This window comes from Paenibacillus glycanilyticus (assembly GCF_023715145.1).
Classification (GTDB): Bacteria; Bacillota; Bacilli; order Paenibacillales; family Paenibacillaceae; genus Pristimantibacillus; species Pristimantibacillus glycanilyticus_A.
The window spans coordinates 445,576-459,241 of the sequence record NZ_JAMBNP010000001.1; the positions used below are offsets into that span (position 1 = coordinate 445,576).

At 45.7% G+C, this 13,666-nt stretch carries 16 protein-coding genes; 3 read left to right on the forward strand and 13 right to left on the reverse strand.

The window, feature by feature from the left end:
- Positions 1 to 11: 11 nt before the first annotated feature.
- Entirely contained in the window at positions 12 to 1,022 is a 1,011-nt protein-coding gene (locus M3194_RS02065; protein WP_251651360.1) for an SDR family oxidoreductase, read from the forward strand.
- Between the two features lie 89 nt (positions 1,023 to 1,111).
- Here M3194_RS02065 and M3194_RS31575 read toward each other — a convergent pair whose 3' ends face one another.
- Together M3194_RS31575 and M3194_RS02070 are read right to left on the reverse strand one after the other, a co-directional pair.
- Positions 1,112 to 1,462 carry a Ger(x)C family spore germination C-terminal domain-containing protein gene (locus tag M3194_RS31575; RefSeq protein WP_397334258.1) on the reverse strand — a complete coding sequence of 117 codons (351 nt, stop codon included), beginning with the start codon at positions 1,460 to 1,462 and terminating at the stop codon, positions 1,112 to 1,114.
- 142 nt (positions 1,463 to 1,604) lie between these two features.
- Complete coding sequence (locus tag M3194_RS02070; RefSeq protein ID WP_397334276.1) at positions 1,605 to 2,774, reverse strand: MFS transporter; 1,170 nt, start codon at positions 2,772 to 2,774, stop codon at positions 1,605 to 1,607.
- A 328-nt stretch (positions 2,775 to 3,102) separates the two neighbouring features.
- Between M3194_RS02070 and M3194_RS02075 the strand changes: the two genes are divergently transcribed.
- Together M3194_RS02075 and M3194_RS02080 are read left to right on the forward strand one after the other, a co-directional pair.
- On the forward strand, positions 3,103 to 3,684 hold the full coding sequence (locus M3194_RS02075; RefSeq protein ID WP_251651362.1) for a TetR/AcrR family transcriptional regulator: 582 nt from the start codon (positions 3,103 to 3,105) through the stop codon (positions 3,682 to 3,684).
- A 742-nt stretch (positions 3,685 to 4,426) separates the two neighbouring features.
- A complete protein-coding gene (locus tag M3194_RS02080) occupies positions 4,427 to 4,627 on the forward strand; it encodes a hypothetical protein (protein WP_251651363.1) in 201 nt (66 codons plus the stop codon).
- Between the two features lie 144 nt (positions 4,628 to 4,771).
- On the opposite strand, the gene M3194_RS02085 is transcribed toward M3194_RS02080, so the two are convergent.
- From M3194_RS02085 to M3194_RS02135, 11 genes are all read right to left on the reverse strand, one after another.
- Entirely contained in the window at positions 4,772 to 5,044 is a 273-nt protein-coding gene (locus M3194_RS02085) for a hypothetical protein (protein WP_251651364.1), read from the reverse strand.
- A gap of 75 nt (positions 5,045 to 5,119) precedes the next feature.
- Positions 5,120 to 5,869, reverse strand: a complete 750-nt coding sequence (locus tag M3194_RS02090; RefSeq protein WP_251651365.1) for a WecB/TagA/CpsF family glycosyltransferase — start codon at positions 5,867 to 5,869, stop codon at positions 5,120 to 5,122.
- A 200-nt stretch (positions 5,870 to 6,069) separates the two neighbouring features.
- On the reverse strand, positions 6,070 to 6,600 hold the full coding sequence (locus tag M3194_RS02095; RefSeq protein WP_251651366.1) for a hypothetical protein: 531 nt from the start codon (positions 6,598 to 6,600) through the stop codon (positions 6,070 to 6,072).
- Positions 6,601 to 6,790: 190 nt separating this feature from the next.
- Complete coding sequence (locus tag M3194_RS02100; RefSeq protein WP_251651367.1) at positions 6,791 to 7,231, reverse strand: cell wall hydrolase; 441 nt, start codon at positions 7,229 to 7,231, stop codon at positions 6,791 to 6,793.
- A 170-nt stretch (positions 7,232 to 7,401) separates the two neighbouring features.
- Positions 7,402 to 7,689, reverse strand: coding sequence for a hypothetical protein (locus M3194_RS02105; protein WP_251651368.1), 288 nt, complete (start codon positions 7,687 to 7,689; stop codon positions 7,402 to 7,404).
- A gap of 160 nt (positions 7,690 to 7,849) precedes the next feature.
- The gene (locus tag M3194_RS02110) at positions 7,850 to 8,599 is read right to left on the reverse strand and encodes an SDR family oxidoreductase (RefSeq protein ID WP_251651369.1); all 750 of its coding nucleotides are present in this window, start codon (positions 8,597 to 8,599) and stop codon (positions 7,850 to 7,852) included.
- A 359-nt stretch (positions 8,600 to 8,958) separates the two neighbouring features.
- Entirely contained in the window at positions 8,959 to 9,996 is a 1,038-nt protein-coding gene (locus M3194_RS02115) for an NADH:flavin oxidoreductase/NADH oxidase (RefSeq protein WP_251651370.1), read from the reverse strand.
- A 29-nt stretch (positions 9,997 to 10,025) separates the two neighbouring features.
- Positions 10,026 to 11,060: an alpha/beta hydrolase gene (locus M3194_RS02120; RefSeq protein ID WP_251651371.1), complete on the reverse strand. Its 1,035-nt coding sequence runs from the start codon at positions 11,058 to 11,060 to the stop codon at positions 10,026 to 10,028.
- Between the two features lie 256 nt (positions 11,061 to 11,316).
- Positions 11,317 to 12,228 (reverse strand): alpha/beta fold hydrolase, encoded by a 912-nt coding sequence (locus tag M3194_RS02125; protein WP_251651372.1) that lies wholly within the window; start codon positions 12,226 to 12,228, stop codon positions 11,317 to 11,319.
- A 192-nt stretch (positions 12,229 to 12,420) separates the two neighbouring features.
- Positions 12,421 to 12,903, reverse strand: a complete 483-nt coding sequence (locus tag M3194_RS02130) for an NTTRR-F1 domain (protein ID WP_251651373.1) — start codon at positions 12,901 to 12,903, stop codon at positions 12,421 to 12,423.
- Positions 12,904 to 13,111: 208 nt separating this feature from the next.
- Complete coding sequence (locus M3194_RS02135) at positions 13,112 to 13,627, reverse strand: hypothetical protein (protein WP_251651374.1); 516 nt, start codon at positions 13,625 to 13,627, stop codon at positions 13,112 to 13,114.
- Positions 13,628 to 13,666: the final 39 nt, after the last annotated feature.

Consider the following 13,666-nt stretch of genomic DNA (forward strand, 5'->3'; position numbering starts at 1 on the left):
GAGCGATAGCGGTGAAAGTGCTGTTTATCGGAGGAACGGGTCTCATCAGTACTGCAGCCTCGAAGTTGGCGCTGCAACAAGGAGTGGAGCTGTATCTCTTGAATCGGGGCCGCCGGGAAGGATTTGTGCCCGAAGGAGCCACTGTGCTTCACGGGGATATTAACGACCGGGCAGCCATGAAGAAGCTGCTGGATGGAAGACATTTCGACGCGGTGGTCGACTGGATCGCCTTCAAGCCCGAGGATATCGAACGGGATGTCGAGCTGTTCACGGAAAAGACAGATCAATACATCCTCATCAGCACGGTAGCTACCTATCAACGTCCGCCAAGCCATTATCTCTTCGATGAGTCGGCGCCCCAGCATAACCCGGGATGGCCGTATGCGGTCGACAAAATCGCCTGCGAAGAACGCTTGCTGCGGGCTTACCGGGAGATGGGTTTCCCGGCGACGATCGTCCGGCCCTCACATACATACGGCGAGACGACGATCCCTTTTGCGGTAACGAGCGGGGCGCATCCTTGGACGCTGATCGACCGCATACGGAATGGCAAGAAAATCATCGTTCCGGGCGACGGCACCTCGCTGTGGACGATTACGCACAATACCGATTTCGCCAAAGGCTTGGTCGGCTTGCTCGGCAATAGCCAGACACTCGGCCAAGCGTTCCACATCACTTCGGACGAGGTTAAGACATGGAACCAGTATCTTGCCGTAATCGGCCAAGCGGCAGGCGTTAAGCCGGATGCCATTCACATGACGTCGGAATGCATTTCGTTGTTTTTGCCCGAGTTCAAGGGCGGATTATTCGGGGACGTAAGCAATAGCTATGTCGTCGACAATCGAAAAATCAAAGCCTTTGTGCCTGGCTATCAGGCCACGACGAATTTCGAACGGGGCATTAGACAATCACTCGTGTATTTCGAAGCACGACCGGAGCTTCAGACAATCGACGAAGAGTTAAACGCCAGGATGGATAAGATGATTTCCTCCTATGAGAGCTTCTTGGCGGGCATCAACTAAACGGACTACTCCTTTATACTCATACGCCGGCTATGGACGCGCTTGTCCATGGCCGGCGTATTTTATTTTCATTTTTGAGAAAGCAGCAATCATTGTTCGCTTAACGGAACTATCTTGGTTCCCGAATTAAGTATCTTTATCTTAACGTCTACATGTATAGGTACCGTAGGAAAAACCTGATCCCATGTCGGTTTATATTTCGTTTTCCATTCTTTACGATGCTGCTGATAAAAGAATTGCCCAATGCCTAGAAAGTCTGACTTGCACTCCTTTTGCGCTTTAATGATTGCGGCCTCAAGCTCCTTTTTCACTTTGTCTTCGAGTTCTTTTTCGCAAGCGCGGAGAATCTCCGGCGTTATGGCGTCTAAAGTGACCCTCCATTTGTCGGATGACAAGAATGATATCCAATACCATTGCGAACAGATTCTTGTCATAATCATGTGACAAAAATCTGTTCTGTTAGCGTTTTTCGTTTATTGGTCGTGATAATAGCACTGAATAGGAGTCTGTACAGGCAAAAGCCTAATGCATAGACGTCTTAATTGTGTGATATAAAAGATGGGCTAAGGCGAGGCATAATCATTATTTCGATATGACAGCCCGCGGATGGCGGGTCAATGCCCAGAATAAGAGGGCCAAAGCACTGACAGCGGCACCCAACGAACATACTCCGTTCCAGCCAGCGTAAGCGTAGATACTAGTCGAAGCAATTGAACCGGTGGCGCTACCTATGGAATAGAAAATCATGTAGCCGGCAGTGAGCCGACTGCGTGCCTCTGGACGCACGTTATAGATCAAACTCTGGTTCGTGACATGTACGGCTTGCACCGCCAAATCAAGGAGGAGTATTCCAACGATCAATGCAAGCAGCGAGTGTTCGGTATAGCTAATTGGCAACCATGATACCAGCAACAAGGTCAGCGCTACGCCGGTGGTCCTCTGTCCTAAACCTCGATCGGCGAGCCGCCCTGCCCGAGATGCCGCTAATGCTCCGGCAACTCCAGCGAGACCAAACGCTCCAATAGTGGTATGCGAAAGCGACAGCGACGGGCTGCTTAGAGGTAGCACCAGCGAAGTCCACAATGTGCTGAACGCGGTAAAAATTAGCAAAGCCAGTACGGCGCGGACGCGTAAGATTCGTTCTTGCAAGAACAAAGCGAGTACCGAACGAAGCAACTGCGGATAGGTTAGTGACGCTCTTTCGCGTTCATCATGCGGCAGCACACGGAACATCACACCAGCCATGACAAGCATCAACGCCGCTGAGACGAGATAAACCGAACGCCAACCGGCGAGATCTGTCAATACGCCAGCGAAGGTTCGCGCAAGCAGAATACCGATCACTACTCCGCTTATCACCAAGCCGACTATTCGTCCGCGCTCGACAGGGGCAGCCAAAGTCGCTGCAAACGCCACGAGCACCTGTGTTACTACAGCGAGCAGTCCAACCGCAGCCAAGCCTGTGAGCAGCACCGTGCTGGTTGGGGCGATGCCAACCGCAACAAGAGCCAACACAGATAATAGCATTAGACCGGGGATCAGCCGACGTCGATTCAGCAGATCGCCGAGCGGTACCAACAGCAACAGTCCCAGTGCATAACAAATCTGAGTAATGGTAATGACAATGCCAACGGATGAATGGGCAATACCGAACTCGCTCGCCAGAGCGTCCAGCAGCGGTTGCGCGTAGTAGATATTGGCGACAGCCAACCCGCAGGCGGTTGCAAACAACAGTGCCACATAACGAGACATTTTAGTAACAGGAACGGAATCGGATGCGGTGTATTCTCCTTGTGTTGTATCCTCTTCTATATCGCAATCATTTTCGGTAATAACTGCCGCTTTTTCTTCGAGCATCTCCATTTTTCACACATCCATTCTTCTTTAACTTAAATATTATACCAATCAGTATATTATACCGTTCAGTATGTTATGATGCAGTGTAAATATAACTCGCACAAATACATGCTGTCAATAGATAGATGTCAAAAATCATTGTGTGAAGGGACTTTGATTTGACAGCATATCCTTCAAAGCTTAAAATCATAACATACTGAACGATATGGAAAGGGGTGCTGTCATGGTTCGGCAACGGGAATTTGATGTAGACATTGCATTAGACGCAGCTATGCAAATATATTGGGAGAAGGGATTCGAAGCTACCTCTTTAAGTGATCTAACATCCAGAATGGGAATTCAGCGGCCAAGCATATACTCCGCCTTTGGTGACAAGAAAGAATTATTCGAAGCCGCGCTGCGGAAATATACAACCTATCACTCTTCCAATGTTCGAGCTAAACTTCAGAATCGTTCATCCGTAAAAGAAGGATTTCGCACTTTTTTTGAGAGTATTGTGGAAGAAGGATATTCAGAAAGTTGCAATCGGGGATGCTTTTGCATTAATACGATGGTGGAACTTGCTCCTCATGATGAGAAATTTGAAATTCTTACAAGGGAACATCAGATGTATCTTTCGGCCATATTTCAAGAAGCGATTGAACGAGGTTTACGATCAGGTGAGCTTGAAACCGACATGAACGCAAAAGCATTAGCACAGACACTAGTTGTATCGTTAATCGGACTTACCGTAATGATGAAATCTCGTCCAGAACGATCTTTTATTGATAATTCTGTAGAGATTATACTTACATTGATTAAGTAGATGTTGGGTATTTCTATAAAATCTATCATGGACTTAAAACAAGGTTGTAAAGTAAACAATAAAGGTCGTGATGCCTAGAAGTGCTAGTCGGAAACAAGAGTACAATAAATAAAAACCCAGTCTAACACTTTATTTTCGTGTTTTGACTGGGTTTTTGTTTATTAGAATCGTATAGTCTAAAATCTTATTTTCAAAAGGCAAACGATTTTCCAGATAAAAAGTGAGTAGAATCAACACCGGTAGTCTACAACTTTATTTTCACCGAACACCTTTCTCATCAGTGTCTGGTAGGGGGACTATACACTTCGGGATTTGGGGAGGCACCCCTCTTTCATGCTCTAAAAACTTAAGTACAGTAAGGCTTTGGAATTATGAAATTAATTCATTTAAATGAATTTTGTTTTCTCCAATGTTAGACACTGATGGCAAATCCTCCTTATTTCCATAAGGGGAGTATTTGTTTTTAAGGACTTATCTATTCGAAAAAATCCGTCAAAAAAAAGCAGCAGATCCTATTCTGATCTGCTGCCCATATATGGCTGCGAACCGCACGATTGAACGGAACAACACAGTCGATAAAACTACCTAATAAGCGACAACGGAATGTGACATTAATTATTCGTCGCCTTCTATATAATCGAATAGCGGCATAAACTATGAATACCTGAATTGATAGCTAAACGTACAGGGGATAAATAGACGGCTGTCACACTACTATGAGGCACAAGAAAGGTGGAACTGCATGTACGTAAGTCAAACGATGCAACAAGTAAAAGAAGAAATGTCAAATGGAGAATGGGTGGGTAAGCTCATTCATATGCTTGACACGACTAAATCGATTAAGGTAACACTTGAACCTATACAAGCAGGAAATGGGTTTCTAGAGTACTTTGAAGGACAGGGATACGGCTTTTACAAATGGAGTCAAGGTGTAAGTGCTTAACGAACGAATATGTAGCAAAGTTGGCAACAGGTTGCATTATCGGACCTGTTGCTTTTGTTTTCAAGATTGCATAATCCCCTCTTGCTTATAGCCCCTCATGATCTTACCTTCGCGAACCCAGTCGTTGCACAGCTCCGTATTCATTTATAGCTCACGATTCCAATTGTCTTTGATTTTTTTAATATCCTTGGCAATGGAGATTTCAACTTCTGCAAAAATTAAATATCCAACTCCAGCGATTAATGCAATCAAACTCATGATTAATGGTCCATTGCCTACAGACTCTAACATTTCATCAAATAATTGACGGTTCCAAGAGGTAACTCCTGATCCAAAGATGGCAGCCGATAGATACCTTATTCCATAAAGAAAGGCCGAGATACATAATAGAATGACGCCAACCGTTCTTCTTTGCATAGTTTCCTCCTTAATTTGTCTTACTTATATAAGGACGAAGAGCTGCCGATTATTACCCGACAATACTCGCGCCAATTACTTTTTTATGATTGCTCGATAAAAAAACTTTGGTAACGCAGATTGTCGCCGCCACCGTGATTTTTGCCCCTTTGCAACAGGAACTGTAAGTAGCCTATGCAGCCATTCCAGATTCAATTCTTTCCAAATAGGAGGTGTAGTCTTTACTTTACCAGCAAGTACATCTAGACTTCCCCCAACACCAAAAACAACCTTAACACCATCAAGTTTATGCTTATTCTTATAAATCCACTTGTCAGTGTAGGGTGCACCCATTGCAATAATAAGTACATCAGGTTTGGAATGCTGAATTTCCCTCAGAATGTTTGTCTCTATGTCTTGGGAGAAGAAACCATTATGCCGTCCTGCAACTACCACGTTTGGATATAGTTTGCGAATCTCATCTACGGCTTTTTGATTCGTTTCCTCATCCGTACCAAGAAAATAGAAACTCCAACCTTTTACGTTCCCACTGTCTAAGAGACGAAGTAGTAAATCAAAACCAGTGACACGCTCAGAAATGGGATCCCTTTTTCTTTTGGAAGCCATGACAATTCCAACCCCGTCCGGAGTTATCAAATCCGCTTCTTTCATTATTACTTGAAGCAACTCATCCGTCTCATGTGCAATTGTGATCTCTGGATTCGCAGTTATTAAATGAAACATCTTTGGCCTTTCTTTACCGATATGATCATTTAACAGTTGTGTCGTTTCATTCAGCGTTAGTTTTGAAAAGGGCACTCCCAATATATTTACTGAGCCTTTCATATACTCACCTTTCCACTTGTGGGATATACGAACTGTAATAAGCAATATTTGTCTTGCTCAATAAATCACCTCATTTGAAATAATACCACATATTGGAACCACTTTAACCTTTGTACCGACAAAAAAAGCAGCAAACGCTGCGCTCTGTTTCATGTTTCAAATCTATTGACATACATTAATCCGTTTTAGAAGAACGATTGTCATTTAACCAGTGTTGTCTGTGTTTTTACACTTAGACATTTAATTGAAGCAGAATGATTATTTCCAGTCATATCTAAATCTTCTGGCAATTTCACTTCTATATCGTACTTTCCGGGTCGTGCAGTCTTTAGACCAGACTCTTCATATACTTTAGCAACAAAAATGTGTGTATCTTCTACGGTTTGACCAGGTTTTAATTGAGATGTACCTAGGTCATCCGTACATGGCCCATACGGTTTTATCGCTAATTCAGCGTTTGTTTTGACATTAGATATTTTTACGATTGCACGGTTAGGACAACTAGAACTGCCTGATACATAGTTTATCGATTCTTCTCCCAAGTTTGTTATTCTTGTATTTACTACGATTTCATCATTCCTATCATAGCTGTTCTTATTCAAATTTATCTCATACGCCAACTCTCCAACTGTTTCCTTATATGTAGCCGGCTTTCCTACGGTTGCTTCATTGCCCGCCGAACATCCCGCTGTAATTACACATAATATAATTAGAATTAATATTCGTTTCAATATCATCTTCTCCTAGACTTTTATTGAGTCTATTTGTTTATTACACTTTCCTTCATAGTAGACGATAATATTTGATTTCTTGTTGCGTAAAAAGGACACAACATGAAGCGCAAATTCATATCACCCCCGAAACCAAAAGAAGCCGCGATATACGCGGCACTCATCTAATGAGCTCTTTTCATTGATATCATTACGTATTATAAATATTTTCGCATTCTTTCGTGGTCGGTTGATAGAAGCAATGCTTCTTCCATCGTCCAACGAACGGCTGATTATACCAAGTTGGCGGACATGGTCCGGGATTGTCGAACGATCCTGGACGGAAATACCACAGCGAGAATTCGCCTGGCCAATTCCTCTCTCCGTTTACAGCCCGTTGCGCTAGACGGCGCTCCCTGTCTCTTGCTCCTTGATAATACAAACTATGCTGCAACGCCTCGAATGCATGCGGCTGGTTGATCATTTGGGGAATTGTCCGGATATCTCTAAAGTCGGAGCAATTGCCTCTTATTCGGTTAATGCCAACGTTGCCAACAAGGAGCATGCCCATTTCGCCTTCGGTCTCAGCTTCAGCGCGAAGCAACCTTGCCAACATATCAATATCCTGACTCCTGGCTTTTACGACTGCCATTGACTCACCTCTTTAGATTTCTAGACTCATCATATTGTAGGTGAAGCGGAAGTGTTCCTCCGGCAGTAGAGAGGGCGATAATAAATACCCGTCCCGCCTAGCCCGTTAGCTTCATTAAAAAAAGGGAGCAACTGCCGTTGCGCCCCGTATGCCTGCCATTCCGTATTCTTTTATAAATAGTTGTATATCGCCCAGGCGCATGCTCCCGCTCCCAAGATGCATGCCCAAAAAAGACCGTAAATCTTTCGAAACGAACGATTTACGTACGCCTTTCGCAGCAAAATCTCGTTCACAATGATAAGGATGAGTCCGAGTAATGGATAAACTCCCCAAATGGCAAGCAGTGTATGGGCTGACTCTCCGGTATCATTGAATAGAAAAGCGATGGCGAGCAACAGCAGCGCGCCGATTGTAGCCAGCACTAATAAAACGCGGATAGAGTAAGCCAGCACCTTCATGTTATTGCCTCCACCGACCGTTTATTTGAATTCATTGCCAGTAAAAGCGATTGCGATAGCAAGAAAAGCAAAGTACCAAGTAAAAATACCCCTACAAACGCAAAAATAATAGAAAGGAGAACCGTAATTCTCCTTTCCATATCTTTAAGCCTTAAGATTTTTAACGGTTGAGCCAATCACGGAAATGCGTCGTAGTGATGGTCACGGGTCTATCTCCATTTGGAACAAGAGACTGATCATTGACCTGTACGGAACCGTAATAAGGCGCGTTATCATCCGTGATCACCTGACGTTTATCTTGCGTTGCATTAAAGTGTTGTCGAATGAATTCATCCATAGGAATCTGATCCGGACCCGCTACATCGACAATACCGTCAGCTGGTGCTCTAAGCGTGAAATCAGTCACCGCGCTTGCAACATCGTCTGACACGATAGGCTGCATGAGGGCAGAAGGCAGACGAACGGTTTCCCCATTTGTCGCCACATCGGCGATGCCGCCGACAAATTCGAAGAACTGCGTTGCGCGGACAATCGTATAAGGAATTTTGGAATTCTCGATCAGCTCTTCTTGAGCCTTCTTCGCACGGAAATAGCCGCTCTGCAGAAGACGCTCGGTTCCAACAACGGACAACGCAACATGATGACTTACGCCAGCAGCTGCTTCAGCAGCAAGGAGATTGCGGGTAGAAGTCTCAAAGAACTCCAGTACCGCCTGGTCCTCCCACGAAGGCGCATTGGACACGTCAACGACAACCTGTGCGCCGCTGAGCGCTTCTGCCAATCCCTCGCCAGTGATCGTGTTGACACCTAAGGAAGGTGATGCCGCTACTGCCTCGTGGCCACGCTCACGAAGGTTATTTACAACTTTTTTGCCAATTAATCCACTGCCGCCAATGACTACAATTTTCATATGAATCCTCCTAGTTGTTTTTGCTCTTATAGAGCTGGTGTTGCCCGAGAAAAGTGCTTAAAAAATGGAAGCATGCATTGCTTCGGCAACTCGTTTTCCTGACGTAGATTAAGACAACTGGGGATCGCAATTTGTGACATGCGCAATATAAATCACTTTTTTCGGCTAAAATTCTCCGTTCATTTTGTCTCAAAAAACGGATTATTATACAGATTTACAGGTGCAGCTTTTAATGAAAAAAGCCGCACCTTTGCGGGTTCCGCTGTATATGTACTTTCGCTGTCATCGATAAACACAAAAAAAGAAGCACTCGCTATAAGCAAGTGCTTCTGAGCAGATTAATTTCCGTATGGAATCAATTATCTATTTAAATCCTTAAAGCCAATGCCGTATACGCCAGGGAACGAGATCTCCTTGCCTAGCTTTGTTGCGGCTTCCAAGGTCCAATAAGGATTGCGCAGCATCCCTCTCCCCACGGCAACAAGATCAGCGTCTTCGTTGCCAACAACGGCATTCGCAAGGGCTGGCTCATCCAGTCTGCCTACCGCGATGACCGGAACGTCAAGGCCTTGCTTGATTGCCCTTGCCATCGGTACTTGATACGCGACATGCGTACCCGGTTTGCCGTGCGCAAGAATTGGCCCTTCTCCCCCCGAGCTTACGTGGAACATATCTACGCCAGCCTCTTTATAAACTTTTGAAAAGGCAACGCTCTCCTCGATTCCATACCCCCCATCCACGTATTCTTTAGCGGTAATCCTCATGATTAAAGGCATGCCATCTGGCATTGCGCTCTTGACGGCATGGATGACCTCCACGCCAAACAAATTTAAATCCTTGCCATACTCGTCATTCCGTTTATTCGTATATGGCGATTGGAACTGATGAATTAAATAACCATGCGCGCCATGGATTTCAATCGTATCCACTCCCGCTTTCACGGCGCGTTCGGCCGTTTTGCGGAATTTTTCCACCATCTCCTTCACTTCGCCTGTTGTCAGCTCTCTAGGCGTTTTGGATTTTTCATCGTACGGGATTGCAGAAGGAGCAACCGGAACGTCCGCATCTTCCGCTTTGCGTCCAGCATGCGCAATTTGTATGCCCACCTTTGCCCCGAACTGGTGGCAGGCATCAACGATGCGTTTCAGTGGCGCAATCTGATCATCGGACCATAAGCCGAGGTCGAAATTCGTAATCCGCCCATCCGGCTCAACATCGGTCATTTCAATAATGATGAGGCCAGCTCCGCCAATTGCCCGGCTGACATAGTGATGGTAATGCCAATCCGTCACGATTCCATCCATGTTCTGCACGGCATATTGACACATTGGAGGCATAACTACACGGTTTTTCAATTCAAGATTTTTGATTTGAAAAGAATTGAATAATGGCTTCAACTGGCTTCACTCCTAGATTTATATTTGAATTACTTTCTGGCAGCCTCGTACAGCTTCTGCGCCAAGTAGCCAGGCTGCGCGTACGCTGTAGTCATATGATCGCCTTCGCCAACAACAAGCCGGAATTGGTCCAAATGGCTCGACTGAGCGGGATGGAAGCCATACTTCTCTCCCTGCGGCGTCACGTTGTCCGAATTTAAATACAGATAGCTTTTCGGAATATTTAAACTGTAAAATTTCTTCAGATCCAGCTTCTGGACAAGCGGGGTCGCAGGCTCCGGTTTAGCGTTTTTATAAATCGACTTGGCAAGGCTGTCGCTCGCTGTATTTACGAAGCCTTCACGGAAGATCGGGTATGGCAGGTTAATGGTTCCGTTGCCGGATGCTTCAGCCAATTGACCAAACGCCTTCTGAAGCTCAGGCGGGAATTGGTCGCTGACGCTTTGTCCATCAAGCGGAACAAAGGCATCAAAGAATACTAAACGGCTGATCCGGTCCGGCATCTGCTCCGCGACTTTCTGGATAACCGTGCCGCCGAAGCTGTGACCGACCAGGACGATATTTTTCAAATTCTTCGATGCCATATAGTCCGTTACGGACTTCACGATATCCTCATGCTTCACGGCTGGATCATATAATTTACCGTGACCGGCATACTCTGGCGCATATACGGTATGGCCCTTTCTTCTCAATTCGGCAGCGGTCTTATCCCAGAAGCTTGCATCCGCCCAGGAACCGTGCACAAGAACAAAGGTCATAGCCTCTTGTTTATTCGCTTTGGCTGCTGCCTCTGCAATCGTGCCGGAATTGGCGTAAAATAGACCGTTTTGAAGTTTAGGTTTAAAAGCGTTTTGTCCATCGATTTGCAAATAACCCGTCGACGAGTCGTAATAAAGCCGTTCCGGAGCGATTTGATACTTGCTCGATAACGTTGTATTCACCGGCACAAGGCTGCTTGAGGCATCTCTGGCTTGAACAAAGCTGCTTGTCCCCAATTGCGCGCCACCTACCAGAATTGTTGCTGCCAATGCAGCTCCTACCCATTTTTTGTTCATTTTCATCATGTCTAAAGCTCCCCTTTGCATAGTTAATTGATATTCTTGAATTCATCCTATTGGCTTGACTAGTTGTTGCAGCCGCTGCTTACAGATACGATAATAACAGCCTGAAAAAAATTAGACTGTAACAATGTCACACTAGAGATAAGGGCAATTTTGCCATTCAATCAAAACGCAAATAGAACCTCGCTTGCAGCCCAAGTCCCGCGGGCTGTAAGTGAGGTTCTATTTACGCTGTTCATGTTTATGTTTCTGCAGATTCTTATTTCCTGCCTGCTTCATACAGCTTTTGCGCCAGATAACCAGGCTGCGCATAGGCCGTAGTCATATGATCGCCTTCCCCGACGATAAGCCGGAATTGGCCCAAATGACTGGATTGACCAGGATGGAAGCCGTATTTTTCTCCCTGCGGCGTAACATTATCGGAAGTTAAATACAGATAGCTTTTCGGAATTTTCAAGCCATAAAATTTCTTGAGATCAAGCTTTTGAATAAGCGGCGTTGCCGGCTCCGGTTTTGCGCTTTTGTATATCGACTTGGCAAGACTCGCGCTGGCCGTATTCGCAAAACCTTCCCGGAAGGACGCAAATGGCAGGTTGATCGTACCATTGCCGGATTGTTCAACTAATTGCCCGAATACTTTTTGAAGCTCAGGCGGGAATTGCTCGCTGACATTTTGTCCATCGAGCGGTACGAACGCATCAAAGAATACGAGACGGTTTATCCGATTTGGCACCTTTTCTGCCACCTTCTGAATAACGGTACCCCCAAAGCTGTGTCCGACCAGGACGATATTCTTCAAATTCTTTGTTGCAATATAGTCCGTAACGGACTTCACAATATCTTCATGCTTTACAGACGGATTATATAATTTACCATGCCCGGCATATTCCGGAGCGTATACCGTATGCCCATTTCTTCTTAGTTCGGCAGCGGTTTTATCCCAGAAGCTTGCATCCGCCCAGGAGCCATGTATAAGCACAAATGTTAAAGGCTCTTGTCTGGCGGTATTAGCTGCTGCCTCTACAATCGTTCTTGGATTAGCTTGGGATACGATATTTTTAGCTTGGGGCTTCATCGTATTCTGATCATTATTTTGTGCGCATCCAGTAGCCCCGCTTAGCAGGATCGTTGTTCCTAATACTGCTCCTATCCATTTCTTGGCTGTCTCCATATGATGAACCCACCTTTTAAATGAATTTGAAAATAAAGACTTCAACGTATCACTAATTTTAGCGATCTTGGCTAATCCGATACCTGTTAATTAAAGTATTGCCGGCAAGTGAAAAGGGAAGAAACAGGACATACCTGTTTCTTCCCTTTTCATTCTTGCACGCCCCTGTGCGGGACGGGATAGCACTTCTGATTAGCCAAGGTCCAAAGCGCTGTTGAGAAGCTGGACATCATCGACGAACAAGTCCACGGAATTGGCCAGCGAGCTGTTCATAATGAAGATTTGCGCAATCGTCGCTCCCGAGAAGGCCGGTTCCACGTTGAAGTAGGCCGTCTTCCAGTTATTCGCCGTGCCGTCCGGCAGGCGGGATGGCACGGTAGCTACAAGTCCCGTATTCTGAAAGACTAACCCGCTCGTGAAGTAAAAGACGCCTATAATGACGGACGGTCCAAGACCGGAGCCGTTCTTCGACAAGGATACCATCAGCTCGAAGCTGTTGCTGTCGGGTACGCTAACGAGCTTATAGATATAAGAGCCTGACGTACCTCCTGCAACCTGGGCGGAGTTCAAGCCGGTATTGCTGTAGGTTGTATTGAGGTTTACCGTCCCCGAGGTCACCCACCCCGTCAGTCCCGATTCGAATCCGCTGTTCGTGACGTAATTAATGATGCTCATCGCATGTTTCCCCCTCATAGTTGATTGTGAAGCTATCTCATACTATGAAGGCTTGTACGGCTTGGTTCTTCCAATGCTCCTGTCTTGAAGCCCATTTAATAGATTTCATCAAAATGGCATATCGGGCATTGGAGATAACGGGACTCTTGAAGCCAAGTTAACACATAGAAACAGCCTGCCAGGGATTCCCGGCAGGCTGAGCCATGCATCAAATTTTGAACATGCCCATTAAAGGCATAATCGTCTTCACCATATTAAGACCAACTTGGAATTTCGGCAGCATTTGTGTAATAGATCCTAAAAAACCGGCCCCCTGCTGCTCTCCGCCCGCCGGCCCCGGCCCTGACTGACCTGCCGGATTCTCTTGGTTGGTTTGAACTCCCGGTCCGGAAGAGACTGAAGGACTAGATAACATGGGCTTGAATAAGCCCGATGCCATGGAACCCAAAGAATTAAGCGCACCGATTCCCCCTATCAAGGAATCCAGAAGCCCCGATACTTGGACTTCCGGCGCCTTGGAACGATCAGAAAGATTCACTTTCCCGCAGTGTCTGGATTCCGAAAGAATTAGCTTATGGTCATGAATGGCTTGAACCGTTCCGACATAACAGCTACCGTCATTTAGCAGTACGCAAACGGGCTGCCCGACGCAACGTCTAGCTCTTTTGACCGCATGAACACTTCCCTTAGGCTCTCTTTTTTTAGGAGCTTTCCTGGATGCCAATTGAGATTCCTCTTTTCGCAAATTGTAATCGTGCCAGCG

What these genes read in the sequence shown, in the direction of transcription:
- M3194_RS02070 (WP_397334276.1), bottom strand. Translation starts at nt 2,774, where the DNA reads ATGTCTCGTTATGTGGCACTGTTGTTTGCAACCGCCTGCGGGTTGGCT.
- M3194_RS31575 (WP_397334258.1), bottom strand. Translation starts at nt 1,462, where the DNA reads ATGATTATGACAAGAATCTGTTCGCAATGGTATTGGATATCATTCTTG.
- M3194_RS02075 (WP_251651362.1), top strand. Translation starts at nt 3,103, where the DNA reads ATGGTTCGGCAACGGGAATTTGATGTAGACATTGCATTAGACGCAGCT.
- M3194_RS02130 (WP_251651373.1), bottom strand. Translation starts at nt 12,903, where the DNA reads ATGAGCATCATTAATTACGTCACGAACAGCGGATTCGAATCGGGACTG.
- M3194_RS02110 (WP_251651369.1), bottom strand. Translation starts at nt 8,599, where the DNA reads ATGAAAATTGTAGTCATTGGCGGCAGTGGATTAATTGGCAAAAAAGTT.
- M3194_RS02085 (WP_251651364.1), bottom strand. Translation starts at nt 5,044, where the DNA reads ATGCAAAGAAGAACGGTTGGCGTCATTCTATTATGTATCTCGGCCTTT.
- M3194_RS02080 (WP_251651363.1), top strand. Translation starts at nt 4,427, where the DNA reads ATGTACGTAAGTCAAACGATGCAACAAGTAAAAGAAGAAATGTCAAAT.
- M3194_RS02105 (WP_251651368.1), bottom strand. Translation starts at nt 7,689, where the DNA reads ATGAAGGTGCTGGCTTACTCTATCCGCGTTTTATTAGTGCTGGCTACA.
- M3194_RS02100 (WP_251651367.1), bottom strand. Translation starts at nt 7,231, where the DNA reads ATGGCAGTCGTAAAAGCCAGGAGTCAGGATATTGATATGTTGGCAAGG.
- M3194_RS02120 (WP_251651371.1), bottom strand. Translation starts at nt 11,060, where the DNA reads ATGATGAAAATGAACAAAAAATGGGTAGGAGCTGCATTGGCAGCAACA.
- M3194_RS02125 (WP_251651372.1), bottom strand. Translation starts at nt 12,228, where the DNA reads ATGGAGACAGCCAAGAAATGGATAGGAGCAGTATTAGGAACAACGATC.
- M3194_RS02090 (WP_251651365.1), bottom strand. Translation starts at nt 5,869, where the DNA reads ATGAAAGGCTCAGTAAATATATTGGGAGTGCCCTTTTCAAAACTAACG.